The 14,994-nt window shown below is 59.1% G+C and carries 20 protein-coding genes; 12 read left to right on the top strand and 8 right to left on the bottom strand.

Annotated features, from left to right (window positions below):
* Positions 1 to 4 precede the first annotated feature (4 nt).
* Together JOE34_RS22435 and JOE34_RS22430 are read left to right on the top strand one after the other, a co-directional pair.
* Positions 5 to 607, top strand: a complete 603-nt coding sequence (locus JOE34_RS22435; RefSeq protein ID WP_003343108.1) for a glutathione S-transferase family protein — start codon at positions 5 to 7, stop codon at positions 605 to 607.
* 30 nt (positions 608 to 637) lie between these two features.
* Positions 638 to 1,024 (top strand): lysozyme inhibitor LprI family protein, encoded by a 387-nt coding sequence (locus tag JOE34_RS22430; RefSeq protein ID WP_004418434.1) that lies wholly within the window; start codon positions 638 to 640, stop codon positions 1,022 to 1,024.
* Positions 1,025 to 1,045: 21 nt separating this feature from the next.
* On the opposite strand, the gene JOE34_RS22425 is transcribed toward JOE34_RS22430, so the two are convergent.
* Both JOE34_RS22425 and folE read right to left on the bottom strand, forming a co-directional pair.
* Complete coding sequence (locus JOE34_RS22425; protein ID WP_024663027.1) at positions 1,046 to 1,423, bottom strand: glutathione S-transferase N-terminal domain-containing protein; 378 nt, start codon at positions 1,421 to 1,423, stop codon at positions 1,046 to 1,048.
* Between the two features lie 73 nt (positions 1,424 to 1,496).
* Positions 1,497 to 2,042 (bottom strand): GTP cyclohydrolase I FolE, encoded by a 546-nt coding sequence (folE, locus tag JOE34_RS22420; protein WP_003343112.1) that lies wholly within the window; start codon positions 2,040 to 2,042, stop codon positions 1,497 to 1,499.
* Positions 2,043 to 2,530: 488 nt separating this feature from the next.
* Here folE and JOE34_RS22415 point away from each other — a divergent pair, with 488 nt between their 5' ends.
* On the top strand, positions 2,531 to 2,740 hold the full coding sequence (locus JOE34_RS22415) for a hypothetical protein (protein WP_003343114.1): 210 nt from the start codon (positions 2,531 to 2,533) through the stop codon (positions 2,738 to 2,740).
* 91 nt (positions 2,741 to 2,831) lie between these two features.
* A complete protein-coding gene (locus JOE34_RS22410; RefSeq protein ID WP_003405800.1) occupies positions 2,832 to 2,999 on the top strand; it encodes a hypothetical protein in 168 nt (55 codons plus the stop codon).
* 453 nt (positions 3,000 to 3,452) lie between these two features.
* Here JOE34_RS22410 and JOE34_RS22405 read toward each other — a convergent pair whose 3' ends face one another.
* The 3 genes from JOE34_RS22405 to JOE34_RS22395 all read right to left on the bottom strand — a co-directional run bounded on the left by JOE34_RS22405 (position 3,453) and on the right by JOE34_RS22395 (position 5,112).
* On the bottom strand, positions 3,453 to 4,010 hold the full coding sequence (locus JOE34_RS22405; protein WP_003315144.1) for a Smr/MutS family protein: 558 nt from the start codon (positions 4,008 to 4,010) through the stop codon (positions 3,453 to 3,455).
* Positions 4,011 to 4,055: 45 nt separating this feature from the next.
* Complete coding sequence (locus JOE34_RS22400; RefSeq protein WP_003396385.1) at positions 4,056 to 4,373, bottom strand: hypothetical protein; 318 nt, start codon at positions 4,371 to 4,373, stop codon at positions 4,056 to 4,058.
* A 148-nt stretch (positions 4,374 to 4,521) separates the two neighbouring features.
* On the bottom strand, positions 4,522 to 5,112 hold the full coding sequence (locus JOE34_RS22395) for a cysteine hydrolase family protein (RefSeq protein WP_003315142.1): 591 nt from the start codon (positions 5,110 to 5,112) through the stop codon (positions 4,522 to 4,524).
* Positions 5,113 to 5,373: 261 nt separating this feature from the next.
* On the opposite strand from JOE34_RS22395, the gene prmB reads away from it, so the two are divergent.
* Complete coding sequence (gene prmB, locus JOE34_RS22390; protein WP_003315141.1) at positions 5,374 to 6,282, top strand: 50S ribosomal protein L3 N(5)-glutamine methyltransferase; 909 nt, start codon at positions 5,374 to 5,376, stop codon at positions 6,280 to 6,282.
* 83 nt (positions 6,283 to 6,365) lie between these two features.
* Here the strand turns inward: prmB and JOE34_RS22385 are convergent, their stop codons facing one another.
* Both JOE34_RS22385 and JOE34_RS22380 read right to left on the bottom strand, forming a co-directional pair.
* Complete coding sequence (locus JOE34_RS22385) at positions 6,366 to 7,169, bottom strand: hypothetical protein (RefSeq protein ID WP_003315140.1); 804 nt, start codon at positions 7,167 to 7,169, stop codon at positions 6,366 to 6,368.
* Positions 7,170 to 7,302: 133 nt separating this feature from the next.
* Entirely contained in the window at positions 7,303 to 8,331 is a 1,029-nt protein-coding gene (locus JOE34_RS22380; protein WP_058446969.1) for an alpha/beta hydrolase, read from the bottom strand.
* 141 nt (positions 8,332 to 8,472) lie between these two features.
* Between JOE34_RS22380 and aroC the strand changes: the two genes are divergently transcribed.
* The 6 genes from aroC (at position 8,473) to JOE34_RS22350 (ending at position 13,663) form a co-directional block, all read left to right on the top strand.
* Entirely contained in the window at positions 8,473 to 9,564 is a 1,092-nt protein-coding gene (gene aroC, locus JOE34_RS22375) for a chorismate synthase (protein ID WP_024665199.1), read from the top strand.
* 30 nt (positions 9,565 to 9,594) lie between these two features.
* The gene (locus JOE34_RS22370; protein ID WP_010425964.1) at positions 9,595 to 10,758 is read left to right on the top strand and encodes an MFS transporter; all 1,164 of its coding nucleotides are present in this window, start codon (positions 9,595 to 9,597) and stop codon (positions 10,756 to 10,758) included.
* Entirely contained in the window at positions 10,755 to 11,369 is a 615-nt protein-coding gene (locus JOE34_RS22365) for a methylthioribulose 1-phosphate dehydratase (protein ID WP_003396398.1), read from the top strand. Before JOE34_RS22370 ends, JOE34_RS22365 begins: the two co-directional genes overlap by 4 nt.
* 80 nt (positions 11,370 to 11,449) lie before the next feature.
* On the top strand, positions 11,450 to 11,995 hold the full coding sequence (locus tag JOE34_RS22360; RefSeq protein ID WP_003423469.1) for an acireductone dioxygenase: 546 nt from the start codon (positions 11,450 to 11,452) through the stop codon (positions 11,993 to 11,995).
* A gap of 16 nt (positions 11,996 to 12,011) precedes the next feature.
* Positions 12,012 to 12,695, top strand: coding sequence for an acireductone synthase (gene mtnC / locus JOE34_RS22355; RefSeq protein ID WP_046265801.1), 684 nt, complete (start codon positions 12,012 to 12,014; stop codon positions 12,693 to 12,695).
* 245 nt (positions 12,696 to 12,940) lie between these two features.
* Complete coding sequence (locus JOE34_RS22350; RefSeq protein WP_004418428.1) at positions 12,941 to 13,663, top strand: LuxR family transcriptional regulator; 723 nt, start codon at positions 12,941 to 12,943, stop codon at positions 13,661 to 13,663.
* Between the two features lie 110 nt (positions 13,664 to 13,773).
* On the opposite strand, the gene JOE34_RS22345 is transcribed toward JOE34_RS22350, so the two are convergent.
* The gene (locus tag JOE34_RS22345; protein WP_003315128.1) at positions 13,774 to 14,052 is read right to left on the bottom strand and encodes a DUF3509 domain-containing protein; all 279 of its coding nucleotides are present in this window, start codon (positions 14,050 to 14,052) and stop codon (positions 13,774 to 13,776) included.
* 346 nt (positions 14,053 to 14,398) lie between these two features.
* Between JOE34_RS22345 and JOE34_RS22340 the strand changes: the two genes are divergently transcribed.
* Positions 14,399 to 14,944 (top strand): ankyrin repeat domain-containing protein, encoded by a 546-nt coding sequence (locus JOE34_RS22340; RefSeq protein ID WP_003396406.1) that lies wholly within the window; start codon positions 14,399 to 14,401, stop codon positions 14,942 to 14,944.
* The last annotated feature ends 50 nt before the right edge of the window (positions 14,945 to 14,994 follow it).

Here is a 14,994-nt window from a genome sequence, read left to right as displayed (position 1 = left end):
TCTGATGTACAAGGTTTATGGCGATTACAACTCGGGCAACTGCTACAAGGTCAAGCTGATGCTTAACCTGCTGGGCAGCGAGTACGAGTGGGTGCCGGTGGATATTCTCAACGGCGAAACCCAGACCCCGGCGTTTCTGGAAAAGAACCCCAACGGCAAGATTCCGGTGCTGGAGCTGGAAGACGGCACTTGCCTGTGGGAGTCCAACGCGATTCTCAACTTTCTGGCTGATGGCTCTTCATACCTGCCGAGCGAACCGAGGCTGCGTACCCAGGTGCTGCAGTGGCAGTTCTTCGAGCAATACAGCCATGAGCCGTCGGTCGCGGTGGCCCGTTTCATCCAGTTCTATCTGGGCCTGCCGGCCGAACGCATGACCGAGTATCGCGCCATGCAGAAGGCCGGCTATCGCGCACTGGCAGTCATGGAGCAGCAGCTCGACCGTACGCCGTTTCTGGTCGGTGAGAATTTTTCCATCGCCGACATTGCCTTGTATGCCTACACCCACGTCGCGCATCAGGGCGGTTTCGATCTGGCACCCTATACCGGGATCCGCCGTTGGCTGGATCGGGTCAAGGCGCAGCCGGGTTATATCGGTATGCTGGACTGACACATCCGTCATGTGAACAAAGGGAAATGTATGCGCGTTCCACTCGTACTTCTGGGCGCTTTCATTGCGCTGGGGATCGGCTGCTCGGCCCAGGCCGAGGACTGCGATGCCAATCAGGCCAGCATGAACCGTTGCGCTGCCAATGAACAGGCAGCGCTTGATGCCGATCTAAACAAGCAGTACAACGCGCAAATGGCGTGGTTGAAGACCCCGGCGAAGAAGCAGGCACTCAAGGATGCACAACGAAAGTGGATAGCCCTGCGTGATGCCGATTGCCTGTATCAGGCGGGCAAGCCCGAGGACTCAGGCTCTATCTGGCCATTGCTGCAGTCGCAATGCCTGGCCGAGCAGACCCGCGTACGACTCAAGCAACTGCAAGCCTATGTGGCCTGTCGCGAGGAAGGTTGCCCGCGCTGAGAGGCGCCGGGCAAACAGGCGTCAGATCGCTCCGAAGCGCTGGTTCAGGTAGTCGATGATCACCTTGGATTCATACATCCACACGGTTTTGTCGCCTTCCTCGATGCGCAGGCAAGGCACTTTGATCCTGCCGCCCTCGTTGAGCAGGGTCTGGCGATCGAGCTCGTTGTTTTTCGCATCGCGCAACGCGACCGGAACATTGAGACGGCGCAGGGCGCGACGCGTCTTCACGCAGAACGGGCAGGCATGGAACTGATACAGCGTCAGGTCCTGAGCCGCTTCAGCGACAGTCGCCTGGGCCTGCGGGTCACGTTTTTTCCTGCTCGGGCGAGTCAGGAAATCGATGCCGATGACGAGTTGGCCGAGGCCGACTCTTAACGCTTTCATGAACAAGGTCATACCTCTTGCGGGCGGTGGCGTGCTCAGCCGTGCGTTCAGCTTGCCTCATGGCAGGTGAACGCAGGCTGAACGATCACTTGATCAGGCTGAGAAACTCACTGCGGGTGGCCGCGTTTTCACGGAACTCGCCCAGCATCACCGAGGTGATCATGGCCGAGTTCTGCTTCTCCACGCCACGCATCATCATGCACATGTGCTTGGCTTCGATGACCACCGCTACACCCAGCGCGCCGGTGACCTGCTGGATAGCCTCGGCGATCTGGCGGCTGAGATTTTCCTGGATCTGCAGACGGCGCGCATACATGTCGACGATTCGCGCCACTTTCGACAAACCAAGCACCTTGCCCTGCGGGATGTAGGCCACATGTGCCTTGCCAATGAACGGCAGCAGGTGGTGCTCGCACAGCGAGTACAGTTCGATGTCCTTGACCATCACCATTTCACTGGCATCGGAGCTGAACAGTGCGCCGTTGGTCACTTCTTCCAGGGTCTGCGTGTAACCGCGACACAGATACTGCATGGCCTTGGCGGCGCGCTTGGGGGTGTCCAGCAGACCTTCGCGCGAGACGTCCTCGCCCAGTTGCCCGAGGATGGCGGTGTAATTCTGTTCCAGTGTCACAGAGGGTGATTCCGTATAGGTTTCAGAGCGGTACGTTTGGGGCTGTACCGATTTTTTACCAATCGAGCTGGTGTCCCGTTTGCCGATCCCGCTCCAGTGGAGTTGGGCGATTTCGCATACGTAACCTGCGGATCTCGTTGATTGGCGATGAATGCGGGGTTTATCCCGGCGATTGGGCACATGGTAGCGTAGGTGTGCTCGCAGTTGTACTGCCGTGGCCTCGTAATGCTTTCGCAATCAGCGCCGGTTTTTAGACTTTGCCCGGCGTTGCGCTATAGCCCGGTGCTTTTCAGTGTCGCAGAAAAGCGAATGCAGGGAGCATGCGCTTTGGCTTGGGCTCTCCGACATGCGTTTCTGTTGCCTTGATTGGAGCGCTGGAATGACATATGCCGTAGCTTTTTCAAGCGTTTGCAAAGCAGATGTGAAGCGTATCCTTGCTTCATGAAGGCGGCTTGTGAGATGCAGGCCAGAGTCTGATAGGAGGTTGGATGCCGAGTCAAAAGGACGAGCTGGAACTTGAGAAACTCCAGGCTGAGGTTCACAAGTTTGTGGCTGAGGCACGAAAAATGATCGCGGAGACCAATAAGCTCCAGCGCGAAACGAGCTTTTATCCATTTGTGGCGGCTGGTGGGTTGATCACCGTAATCGTTACTGCTGCCGCTTTCATCCACAAGCTCCAGGCAGCCAGTATCCAGTAGCGGACAGCGACTTGCAGCGCTTGAGATTCAGTCTGGACCAAGCGAAAGTGTGTACGCAACGCATGAATCGGCATTTCGAGAGAAGATGAGTATGAGTCACGATCAAGTCATAAAGCGGATGCGCGAAGACCTCGAGCAGTTGGGCAACGAGGTCCGCAACATGCCTGCCCATGAACCACGAAACGTTCTGGTGTCTGCTGCATCCGGTGCAGTATTTGCTCTGGTTTTTTCATGGCTTGCATTCAAGGTCTGGTTCTGAACGCCTGCGATAGCTATGCCAGGGCAGTGAGTCGTCTGAGTCAGGTCCAAAGTCGTATGGCTTTTTTGTGTCTGGCGGTTGTTTAGTTTGCCCTGAAAAATCCGCTTTTACAGCTTTTGTATCCTCTCGCTTACACGTTGGCGACCAGATCGCTACCCACTTCCGGGGTCCATTGCGGTCTGAGTAGGCAGGTTATCAATCCATTGCCTGTCTAGAGAGTAAATCCGGATGTTGAGTCGAGTAGCAAAAATAGCGTTGTTCGCGATTGTACTGTCGTCGGTTTCCGGTTGCTGGCCGTTCTGGCCTGGTCCGGGTGGACATGGCGGCGGCGGTGGCGGACACCATGAAGGCGGTGGCCCTGGCGGTCCTGGTCCGGGTCGCTGAGTCACCAGCGGGGCGGCGGCTTGCTGCCCGGCGTAGAGGGGCGGACTGACTGCAAGGGCGCGGCGGGTTCTACTCGTCGCGCCCTTCCATCATGATGCGCCTGAGGATCACGTACACCGCACCTGCACCGCCGTGTTTGGCCAGGCAGGAGCAAAAGCCCAGCACCTGCGAATGCTGACGCAGCCAGGTGTTGACGTGGCTCTTGATCATGGGTCGCTTGCCGTCCAGGCGTACCGCCTTGCCATGAGTGACGCGTACGCAGCGTATTTCCAGACGGGTCGCTTCAGCCAGAAATTCCCACAGCGTCTCACGCGCTACTTCCACGCTCATGCCATGCAGGTCCAGGCTGCCCTCGAAGCTGATCTGCCCGAGTTTGAGCTTGCGCATCTGACCTTCCTGCACGCCGTCACGCGACCAGCTCAGGACATCTTCAGGGCCGACATCGATCACGAATTGATCCGACAAGCCGTCGACGGTCACCGAGTCGGTGCGCACAGTTGCAGACTGGCGCAGGCGGGCGAGCATTTTTCGATCAGTCTTGGGTTTGCCGACATCGGCGTGTTCATGCTTGAGCGGCTTGACGCCGCGCGTCTCGCTTCTGAACAGGGAAAAATCGTCGTCTTGCATGGGGCCTCCGCGAAGGAGGCCATTCTAACCGCTCAGGCGAGGGGGTCAGTTGTGTTTTTTCATCAGATGCGAAGAGATACTCAAGCCGCCGCCACTGCGCTGACGACGGCAGCGGCGCCACAGCCAGACGCCGATGTACAGCACGAGCAATCCGCCGATGGCGACAAACGCCGCGCCGCCCGGGCTGGCATTGAGTTCGCCCAGCATCTGCGGATGAACCGTGAGGCTGGATGCACCGGCAACCGCCAGCAACAGGCCCGCGACCACAAGGAGCAGTGCGATCAGCGTGCCGATGCGTTTGCCCCAGTTGCCCTGACCCCTGGGGCGCAGGCGACGTGCATCGAAACCATCTGACGTTTTCATGCCTTTTCCTCAACAGGTATCAGCTCAATGGAGTATCGGCGCTCTGACCCGGGGAAGGAGGGGTGGTTCCCGCCTCCGGGACGATCCATAACGGCACAGGATGGGCGGTTATGTGAGCGGTGTCACATGCTCCCTTACCCGTGCAGCTTCAAACAAGGTCTTTGGTCAGCGCCAGGGTGGCGAAGTTGTCGGCCATGATTGCCATCTCGGTTCTGTGCACGACCTCTGCGCTGACCACGCCGTGCGGACTCGGCAGGTCACGGGTTGCGCAGGCATCGTCGACCAGGGTGCAGCGATAACCGTAGTCCTTGGTGGCGCGAACCGTGGTGCTGATACTCGAATGACTCATGAAGCCACAGACGATCAGGTCCAGATGCCCGAGACTCTGCAGCAGCTCATGCAGTCCGGTGCCATTGAAAGCATTGGGCAGGCGTTTCTCGACCAGGTGTTCATCGCCCTGCGGCAACAGCTCCGGCACTAGTTCACCGCGCTCGCCATGTGGGTCGAACGGGCCGCCCACGGTGCCCAGATGGCGGATGTGAACGATCGGGCACTTGACCGCACGAGCCTTCTCGACCAGCCGGCCGATGTTGGCCATCGCTTCCCTGACGCCGGTCAGGGCCAGCGGGCCGCGGAGGTATTCTTTTTGCGCGTCGATGATGATCAGCGTCGCGTTACTCAGATGGGCGGGCGCATGCACCCGGCCGCTGAGCTGAAACATGGTCTTTAAATCGGACATTCACGGGCTCCTTTGTGTGGGGCTTTTGCGACATTGTCCTCTGGCTGAAGCGTTCTGGGAATGGCAACCATCGCAGGCCACGGTTTTTATGGCCTGCAGGGCAGTTGAAGGAGGGGGTGGCTGGCGGTTTGCCTTGATGGCGGTAGACGAATCATGGAAACTTCCCCGCCTATCGGGTACGAAGAATGCACGTTGTTCGTAACCAGACTGTTCACCGGGGCTCGTCTTACAGCAGTTCGTTGCCTTTCAAGGAGTTTGTCCATGATCACTTCCCGTCTGCGTACCGTGCGCGACCATATACGCTGGGCCGTCAGCCGCTTTCACGAGGAAGACGTATTTTTCGGTCATGGCACCGACAATGCCTGGGATGAAGCGCGGCAACTGGTGCTGGGGGCGCTGCACTTGCCTTGGGAAATTGCCGACAGCTACCTGGATTGCCGTCTGGAAGTCGATGAAATATCCGACCTGCAACGCTTGATCAAGCGGCGCATCGACGAGCGTGTGCCAACCCCCTATCTGCTGGGCGAGGCCTGGTTCTGTGGCCTGTCGTTCATTGTCGATGACCGCGTGTTGATCCCGCGTTCGCCCATCGCCGAGCTGATCGAAGAGCGTTTCGCCCCCTGGCTGGCCGACGAGCCGGCGCGGATTCTCGATCTGTGCACAGGCTCCGGTTGCATCGGTATCGCCTGCGCCGAGGTGTTTCCCGATGCCGAGGTGGCCCTGGCCGACCTGTCCTATGACGCACTGGAAGTGGCCAATCAGAACATCGAGCGTCACGGCATGGAGGATCGCGTCTACACCGTTCAGGGTGACGGATTCGATGGCCTGCCGGGTCAGCGCTTTGACCTGATCGTGTCCAACCCGCCTTATGTGGACGCCGAAGACTTTGCCGACATGCCCGACGAGTATCAGCATGAGCCAGAGCTGGCGCTGGCCTGTGGCAGCGATGGTCTGAACCTGGTCCGCCGCATGCTCGCCCAGGCCGCCGATCATCTGAACGAGAAGGGCCTGTTGATCGTCGAGGTCGGCAATAGCCAGGTGCACGTGCAAGCGCTGTACCCGGAGGTCGATTTCGCCTGGCTGGACTTCCAGCGGGGCGGGCATGGCGTGTTCATGCTCACGGCAGAACAGTGCCGCGACCATCAGGCGCTGTTCCAGTCGAAGGTTTGAGGTCAAGAGCCGCGATAAGCGGCTGAGACAAAAGGGAGGCTGATATCAGCCTCCCTTTTTTATCGGCTTTATCGGCGCGTCTTTTATCGGTGAGTCGCGATCCAGATCAGCAGGCCGGCCTGGAATACCGCGAAGGTCACCAGACAGGCAATCGTGAAGCGCAGGCCGCTGTCTTCACGCTTGTATTTGCTGACCCGGTCTTCATGCTGGCGAATCGTCACTTCTTGCTCGATCAGATTTTTCTCGGCCTTTTCTAGCATCTGCGAGGCTTCGAGAATCTCGATGATCTGCACCTTGTCGTTGTTCCAGGTGCTGTGCAGGTTGCCGACGTGTACATCCTTGATCGCGCCTTTCATGTGCTGGGCATCGGCATACGTCACTTCAAAACCCAGAGTGCGCAGAAAGTGATCGCGACGCAGACGTGTGTCTTCGTTCAGACCGTCCTTGCTGGCCAGCGCCACGCCTTCAATCTTGTAGGAAGACCATCTTTTCTGCGCCCAATGCACCGCATGAGCAATCATGAAGCGTCCGATACCGCGGTTCCACGGCTCGATCTGCAAGCCTGACTCGGGACCGAAGCGCACCATGCGTTTTTCGTGGTCGGCCCAGATATCCAGATGGTTCTGTTCCTTGCGGACCCGCTGACCTGGCAATTGCACCGTGATGCGCAGCAGGCTCAATGCCTTGCTGTGCCGCTCGGCACGGCCGAACTGTACGAAGCGCAGAGGGCGGCCGCCGGTAGCACGGTCGGTGGGCAGTGGCGACAGACGCAGCATTTGAAAGCTTTCGGGCAGAACGTCTTCCCACGGCTGCGGGGGCACCGGCACTGCGACTTCTGCGCTGGCCGGTTCTGCGAGGGTTTCAGTCATGGTAGTTGCGTCTGTCATAAGGGTGTCCTTTCCTGGGCCTTGCCCCGGGGCACGTTTGCCGGGGCATAAAGGTGCCGAAACACTAAGGTGCCGGAACACAGGGCCAGCACATTGCTATCGGCCAGATTCGCCAGGACTGAAGGACTTTTAACTAGCGCGCGTCAGATCTTTTTTCCGGGTGGGGCAGCGCCTTGATGAAGCTCAGGATCCGCTCGGTCACTTCGCTGGCCAGCGGTTGGGTCGGATTGCGGTAGGAGAGCAGTTGCTGCTGCAAATCGTCCGGGACGATGCGCAGTACATGATTCATGCCGTCGATCAGGGCCAGTTGGGCATCCGGTTTGGCTTTCTGCAGCAGCAGGGCGTCACCCACACCGACCTGAATGTCGTTGCGACCCTGAACGATCAGCGCCGGAATGTGCAAAGCACCGAAAGCCGCCGCCGGGTCCTGGCGGAACAGCGAGATCAGGTAAGGCTGGACACTGGGGCGGAAGACCACTTCCAGCTCGGCGGGCACGTTGTCATCGGTCTTGCCGGCCTTGAGTTCGTCGAGCAACTGATCGCTGCGCTGCAGCAGGTCCGGTGGCAGGCGCTCCTGAAACTGTTCACGCAGGACCTGATCCACCGGTCGTCCGGTGCCGGCCACGGAAATCAGTGCCGCTGCACCTACCTTTTCAGCCGCCAGCGTCGCCACCAGCGCACCTTCGCTGTGGCCCAACAGAATCAGCTGGCCCAGACGCGGGTTGGCTTTCAGCGCTCTGGCCCAGAGCTGCACATCGGCCACGTAGCGCTCGACGCTCAGGTTGCGTTCATCCGGTGTAACCGCCTTGCTGGCCGCGACGCCGCGTTTGTCGTAGCGCACGCTGGCGATATTGTTGCTGGCCAGGATCACCGCGAGGCGCTTCATGCTGTCGTTGCGGCCACCTTCCGGGTTGTTGCCGTCGCGGTCAGTGGGGCCGGAACCGGCGACGATCAGCACCACCGGCACCGGTTTGTCGGAACGCGGCATGAGCAGCGTGCCGTACAGCTTGCCGTTTTCGGTGTCCACGCTTATCGGTCGCTGCACCGCGCTGGGCGCCGCAGCGCTGGCGGTTGCGGCGGCCAGACTCAGGATCAGGGTTATCGGCAGGGCCAGCAGACGCAGCGCATTGGGAACTCGAAGCAGGGAAATACCGGGTAACATCGCAAGGCCATCATTGGGGGGGTCACGCTTGGACGCACGCCGTGACAGAAGGTTCGAGGATGAACTGAACCACGAGCCTGCGTATACTGGCGCGCTTGGTTTAACGATCTGGTTTTTTGGCTGATTTTTCGGAGCGCCCGCATGTCCGGCAACACTTTCGGCAAGCTGTTCACTGTCACCACCGCCGGCGAAAGCCACGGCCCGGCGCTGGTCGCTATCGTCGACGGCTGCCCGCCCGGGCTGGAACTGGACCTGCAAGACCTGCAGCGCGACCTCGACCGGCGCAAGCCGGGCACCAGCCGCCACACCACGCAGCGTCAGGAGGCCGATGAAGTCGAGATTCTCTCGGGGGTCTTCGAGGGCAAGACAACCGGTGCGTCCATCGGCCTGCTGATCCGCAACACCGATCAGAAATCCAAGGACTATTCGGCGATCAAAGACCTGTTCCGCCCGGCCCACGCCGATTACACCTATCACCACAAGTACGGCATCCGCGACTACCGCGGTGGCGGACGCAGTTCGGCAAGGGAAACCGCCATGCGTGTGGCTGCAGGCGCGATTGCCAAGAAGTACCTGGCAAGCCAGGGCATCGTCATTCGCGGCTACATGAGCCAGCTGGGCCCGATCCAGATCCCGTTCAAGACCTGGGATTCGGTAGAGGACAATGCGTTTTTCTGCCCCGACCCTGACAAGGTGCCGGAACTGGAAGCCTACATGGACCAGCTGCGACGTGATCAGGACTCGGTCGGTGCGAAAATCACCGTGGTCGCAGAAGGCGTGATGCCGGGTCTCGGCGAGCCGATCTTCGATCGTCTGGACGCTGAACTCGCCCATGCGCTGATGAGCATCAACGCGGTCAAGGGCGTGGAAATCGGTGCCGGTTTCGACTGCGTTGCCCAGCGCGGCACCGAGCACCGCGACGAGATGACGCCACAGGGTTTCCTGTCCAATCACGCGGGCGGCATTCTCGGCGGTATTTCCTCCGGCCAGCCGATCATCGCGCATCTGGCGCTCAAGCCGACCTCAAGCATCACCACGCCAGGGCGTTCGATCGATGTCGATGGCAACGCCGCCGACGTCATCACCAAGGGGCGGCATGACCCGTGTGTCGGTATCCGTGCCACGCCGATTGCCGAGGCCATGATGGCCATCGTTCTGCTCGATCACTTGTTGCGTCATCGCGGTCAGAACGCCAACGTCAGCGTCAACACACCTGTGCTGGGGCAGGTGTAATGCACGCCGTCACGGTTGCGGACTGCTAGCGTGGCGCAACCTGCCGGCGGACAGCTGCCTTACTGGCGGCTGTCCGGGTTCTACGTATGCTATTTCGCCTTGCTGGGCCTGTCGGCGCCTTTCATGGCCCTTTACCTGCATCATCTGGGTTTTTCCAGCGCACGGATCGGCGAGCTGGTCGCCATTCCCATGCTGATGCGCTGCGTCGCGCCCAATCTCTGGGGGTGGCTGGGTGATCACACCGGTTGGCGTCTGACGATTGTGCGGTCTGGCGCCATCTGCACGTTGCTAGCGTTTTCGCTGATCCTGGTCGAAAAAAGCTATGCCTGGCTGGCGATGGTCATGGCGCTCTATGCGTTCTTCTGGCACGCCGTCCTGCCGCAGTTCGAAGTCATCACCCTCGCACACCTGCAAGGCCAGACCTCGCGTTACAGCCAGATCCGCCTGTGGGGCTCGATCGGTTTCATTCTGGCCGTCGTGGTGCTGGGGCGGGTATTCGAATGGTTCAGCCTGGACCTGTTTCCCTACATCGCGCTGGCGATCATGTCCGGTATCGTTGTCAGCAGCTGGTGGGTGCCGAATGCGCATCCCGCACCGTCGAGCCGCGAAGCCGGGGCGGGCGGTTTTCTCAGGCAACTGGCGCGCCCCGGTGTATGGGCGTTCTACCTCAGTGTCGCGCTGATGGTGCTCAGCCATGGCCCGTATTACACCTTCTTGACCCTGCACCTCGAAGAACTCGGTTACAGCCGCGGCCTGATCGGCGTGCTATGGGCGGTCGGCGTGGTGGCTGAAGTGCTGATGTTCATGGTCATGAGCCGGATTCTGCAGCGCTTTACCGTGCGCCAGGTACTGTTCGCCAGCTTCCTGCTGGCCGCATTGCGCTGGCTGCTGCTGGGCCTGTTTGCCGATCACCTCACCGCACTGCTGATTGCCCAAGTGATGCACGCCGCCACGTTCGGCAGCTTTCACGCCGCTGCCATTCATTTCGTACAAAGTAGCTTCGGTCCGCGTCAACAAGGTCAAGGGCAAGCGCTTTATGCCGCCTTGTCCGGGGTCGGCGGGGCGTTAGGCGCTCTGTATTCCGGTTACAGCTGGAACGCGCTGGGGCCGACCTGGACCTTTGCCATTGCCAGCCTTGCAGCGTTTGCCGCTGCCGTCATGATTGTCACACCCAAGAAAGAGGAAGGTGTATGAGCCGCGAACAATTGAGCCTGGAGATCATCGAAGCCGGGCGTTTTCTGTATGGCCGAGGCTGGTCGCCTGCCACTAGCAGCAATTATTCCGCACGCCTTTCTGCCAGCGAGGCGCTGTTGACCGTATCCGGCAAGCACAAGGGCCAGTTGGGCCCTGACGATGTGCTGGCCACCGATCTGGCTGGCAATAGCCTGGAGCCGGGTAAAAAGCCGTCTGCCGAAACCTTGCTGCATACCCAGCTGTACAGCTGCAGGCCGCAGATCGGTGCCGTGCTGCACACCCACTCGGTGAACGCGACCGTGTTGTCGAGGCTGACCACGGCCGATCATCTGGTGTTCGAGGATTACGAGCTGCAAAAGGCCTTTAGCGGCGTGGTCACTCATGAGTCGCAGGTCGTGGTGCCGATTTTCGACAACGATCAGGACATTGCCCGTCTCGCGGCAAAGGTGCAGCCTTGGCTGGACACCCATCCCGAGTGCGCCGGCTACCTGATCCGCGGTCATGGTCTCTACACTTGGGGGGCAAAAATGAGCGATGCCTTGCGCCAGATCGAAGCGTTCGAGTTCCTGTTCGAGTGCGAACTGAAAATGCGCGCGGTCTTGAACCGCTGACAACGTCTTGCCAAACCAGCCTGTAAGCCTGACCGGCCTGTAAAAGCCGGAAGGCGTTGCACCAAACCGAGGATTCACGCATGAGCAGCCTGTCCGTTTATCACGTTTCAAGCCCTGATATACCCAACAAGGTGCTGACCCATCTGGAAGACATCGCGTCGACGCTGGCCGAGCATGGCGTGGCGTTCGACCGCTGGGAGGCCGCCACGCCGATCACTCCCGGTGCCAGTCAGGAAGAGGTGATCAGCGCCTATCGCACCCAGATTGACAGGCTGATGAGCGAACGCGGTTATGTCACCGTGGATGTCATCAGTCTCAACAGCGATCACCCGCAAAAAGCCGAATTGCGCGCCAAGTTTCTTGAAGAGCACCGCCACGGCGAAGACGAAGTACGCTTTTTCGTCGCCGGGCGGGGCTTGTTCACCTTGCACATCGACGATTATGTGTACGCCGTGCTGTGCGAAAAGAACGATCTGATTTCCGTACCGGCCGGCACGCGGCACTGGTTCGATATGGGCGAGAACCCGCACTTCGTTGCCATCCGCCTGTTCAATAATCCGGAAGGCTGGGTAGCAAACTTTACCGGTGAAGACATTGCGGGCCGTTTCCCACGGCTTGAAGACTGACAGGAGCCCCATTCTGATGCCCATCAAAGCTATCCTCACGGATATCGAAGGCACCACCAGTGCAGTGAGTTTCGTTTTCGATGTGTTGTTTCCGTTCGCCAGAAAGCACTTGCCCGCATTCGTTCGTGAAAATGCCGAGCAACCGGCCGTGGCGCAGCAGCTGCAGGCGGTGCGTGACCAGGCCGGTGAGCCTGACGCTGAGGTCGAGCGCGTCATTGCAATATTGCTGGAATGGATCGCCGAAGATCGCAAGGCCACGCCGCTCAAGGCTCTGCAGGGGATGGTCTGGGAGCAGGGCTACAACGCCGGACAGCTCAAGGGCCATGTTTATCCGGATGCTGTCGATGCCTTGAAGCTCTGGCAGCAACAGGGTTACCGGCTTTACGTTTATTCCTCGGGCTCGATTCAGGCTCAGCAATTGATTTTCGGCTGTTCCGAGGCAGGCGATCTGTCCGGCCTGTTCAGTGGTTACTTCGATACGACGTCCGGCCCCAAGCGCGAAGCGCAGTCCTACCGGACCATTGCGCAGGCAATGGACTGTCCTGCCGAGGACATTCTGTTCCTGTCGGATATCGTCGAAGAGCTCGATGCTGCAAAGGCCGCCGGCATGGCCACCTGTGGTCTTGCGCGTGATGGCGGGGCGCTTGCCGGGCACACGTATGTGGCCAGTTTTGCGCTTATCGATCCAGCCTCTTTCTAGAAAACTCCCGCCTGCTGTGCGCGGCATCGTCCTGATGCCGCTGCATCGAAGTCCAACGCTTAAACACTTCTTTTGTAAGGTATTTCCTGCTTTTTGGTGAGCGATTGCCTGGTCGAAAGTACGTTGAATCTGTTTGTTCTGTTCGCCGTTTTTCAACGTGATTATTCGTGTAAGTTCTGCGCCATCGTCAACGGGGTTACGGTCAACACCTGTACCGATTTCCCGGCGAAGAAGGAGCGGCAGCGATGGGCAGTGCCATGACAGAAAGCGCAACCAGGGACTTATTGATACAGCAGATGGTGAGCACGATTACCGAGCTCGATGGGCAGGCCGCCATCGAAAACGCACTCGAATGGTTACGGCGCGAATGCAACAGCGAGCGCGCGATGTTCTTTCAGTTCAAGGGCCCGGTGTTACTGACGTTCATCACGTCCAACGTCGACGATGCCTGGGGCGATGCCTACCGCCAGCACGATTTGATCACGCAAGACCCGGTGATCCGTTGTTATCGCAATCAACTGGGCTTCCTGAACTGGCAGGATGCGTTCAGGCAATACCCCGTATCAGCCTTTTATGACGCGCTCGTCGATACCTGTGAACTGCTTCCGGCCATCTCCTACGGCTACACCAATCATTGTCGTGGTGCCGACAGCGTGACATCGGTGTGTACCCTGGGCGAAGTGGAGCGGCCCATCAGCGCTGAACAAAAGTACCTCATGAGCAGTCTCATGCCGGTGCTGCACAGTGTCGCGCGGGGTCTAAAGTTCTGTTCACGCGGTCTGACCCATCGTGAGCTGGAAGTATTGCAGTGGGCCAGGGATGGAAAGACGGCCTGGGAGATCTCGATGATCCGCGACGTGTCGGAGTCGACGGTGAAGTATCACCTCAAGACCATCTACTCCAAACTGGGCGTTGCCAACAGGGCACAGGCGGTGGGCGAAGCACTTTGTCGGGGGCTGATCAGGTAGCCGACCAGGAAAACGCAGGCAAAAAAAAGCCGCGAGAACAAAGTGTAATCGCGGTAAACAAGGGATGAGAGAGCGTACGGCGGATGCCACCCATCAGGGTGGCGGGCAAATCAACGTGTGTGGTACGTCGGCAGATCAAAACGGTGCTGGCTTTGCAGCATCGAGATAGCTGGCAGCTCGCTGGCTTGTGCAGCCAGATCGCGGCGAATAGCGCTGATTACCCATTCCAGTTGAACCGGAGTGTGCAGCTGAGCATAAGAGACTGAGCGACGGATCTGCTTACCATCTTGGGTACGCAGTGACAACAGAACACCACCATCAGGACGCGGCTGAGTGGTGACGGTGTAGTCGGAGAATACGGAAGCGAATTTTTCTTGAATAAAAGTCATGTGAGGCGGCTCCATTGCTCATGGGATAACAAGCTTGCAAGTACTATTGCAGTGTCTGTGCCAGACTTTCTCTTAAATTAAATCCTTTAAAATCAATAGTTTGAAATATTTTCTATTTTCAGGCTTCGTGCATTTTGCATGAACACCCGTCGTGCGCCCTGCATTTTGCCGTTTCTTGCACGATGGGGATCGGGCAGAAGGGGGATTGCATAGCTTCTGGCGATCAAGAGCAGGCATTGCTCATCGGGATCGATGCTGATCGAACAGCTGGCGAGAGTTGAGGTCAGTGTGTTTATCAGTGCCGGGTCAACATATGTCCGGAGTAACGTGCGCCAAGGAGTAGTTAATGACCGATACAGATATCAGCGCCTCGAAAACCATGACTGAAGACGAAGCCGCCGAGTTCGCCGAGCAGGTATTCGATGTGGCTCGCCAGGGAAATGCCGTCATGCTGGACCGTCTGCTTGAAAAGGGCGTGCCCGCAGATCTGCGCAACCACAAGGGCGATACGCTGCTGATGCTGGCCAGCTACCACTGCCAGGCGGATGCGGTCCGTGTGCTGCTGAACCACAAGGCTGATCCTGAAATCCGCAACGATAACGGCCAGAGCCCCATCGCCGGCGCAGCGTTCAAGGGCGATTTGGCAGTGGTCAGGTTGCTGGTCGAGGCGGGCGCCGATATAGACGGTGCCTCTGCTGATGGCCGTACAGCATTGATGATGGCGGCGATGTTCAACCGCAATGAGATAGTCGATTACCTGATCAGTCAGGGCGCAGACCCGCATGCCACCGATGCCAAGGGCATCACTGCACTGGGCGCCGCTCAGGCAATGGGCGCGACCGTCACCATCGAGCAGTTGACCAAAATGGGCGTGCAGCCAGCCCGGTCCTGACAGCGAGTGCACTGACAGCAAGGCATGAACACATAGAGGCGCGATGGATT

It is taken from the genome of Pseudomonas sp. PvP028 (assembly GCF_017832255.1).
GTDB lineage: Bacteria > Pseudomonadota > Gammaproteobacteria > Pseudomonadales > Pseudomonadaceae > Aquipseudomonas > Aquipseudomonas syringae.
Note: the sequence above shows the minus strand (reverse complement) of the source record. Positions and strands in the feature narration are given on the sequence as shown.

Coding starts and splice junctions, on each gene's coding strand:
- JOE34_RS22435 (WP_003343108.1), top strand. CDS start 5: ATGTACAAGGTTTATGGCGATTACAACTCGGGCAACTGCTACAAGGTC.
- JOE34_RS22430 (WP_004418434.1), top strand. CDS start 638: ATGCGCGTTCCACTCGTACTTCTGGGCGCTTTCATTGCGCTGGGGATC.
- JOE34_RS22425 (WP_024663027.1), bottom strand. CDS start 1,423: ATGACCTTGTTCATGAAAGCGTTAAGAGTCGGCCTCGGCCAACTCGTC.
- JOE34_RS22415 (WP_003343114.1), top strand. CDS start 2,531: ATGCCGAGTCAAAAGGACGAGCTGGAACTTGAGAAACTCCAGGCTGAG.
- JOE34_RS22410 (WP_003405800.1), top strand. CDS start 2,832: ATGAGTCACGATCAAGTCATAAAGCGGATGCGCGAAGACCTCGAGCAG.
- JOE34_RS22405 (WP_003315144.1), bottom strand. CDS start 4,010: ATGCAAGACGACGATTTTTCCCTGTTCAGAAGCGAGACGCGCGGCGTC.
- JOE34_RS22400 (WP_003396385.1), bottom strand. CDS start 4,373: ATGAAAACGTCAGATGGTTTCGATGCACGTCGCCTGCGCCCCAGGGGT.
- JOE34_RS22395 (WP_003315142.1), bottom strand. CDS start 5,112: ATGTCCGATTTAAAGACCATGTTTCAGCTCAGCGGCCGGGTGCATGCG.
- prmB (WP_003315141.1), top strand. CDS start 5,374: ATGATCACTTCCCGTCTGCGTACCGTGCGCGACCATATACGCTGGGCC.
- JOE34_RS22385 (WP_003315140.1), bottom strand. CDS start 7,169: ATGACAGACGCAACTACCATGACTGAAACCCTCGCAGAACCGGCCAGC.
- JOE34_RS22380 (WP_058446969.1), bottom strand. CDS start 8,331: ATGTTACCCGGTATTTCCCTGCTTCGAGTTCCCAATGCGCTGCGTCTG.
- aroC (WP_024665199.1), top strand. CDS start 8,473: ATGTCCGGCAACACTTTCGGCAAGCTGTTCACTGTCACCACCGCCGGC.
- JOE34_RS22365 (WP_003396398.1), top strand. CDS start 10,755: ATGAGCCGCGAACAATTGAGCCTGGAGATCATCGAAGCCGGGCGTTTT.
- JOE34_RS22360 (WP_003423469.1), top strand. CDS start 11,450: ATGAGCAGCCTGTCCGTTTATCACGTTTCAAGCCCTGATATACCCAAC.
- mtnC (WP_046265801.1), top strand. CDS start 12,012: ATGCCCATCAAAGCTATCCTCACGGATATCGAAGGCACCACCAGTGCA.
- JOE34_RS22350 (WP_004418428.1), top strand. CDS start 12,941: ATGGGCAGTGCCATGACAGAAAGCGCAACCAGGGACTTATTGATACAG.
- JOE34_RS22345 (WP_003315128.1), bottom strand. CDS start 14,052: ATGACTTTTATTCAAGAAAAATTCGCTTCCGTATTCTCCGACTACACC.
- JOE34_RS22340 (WP_003396406.1), top strand. CDS start 14,399: ATGACCGATACAGATATCAGCGCCTCGAAAACCATGACTGAAGACGAA.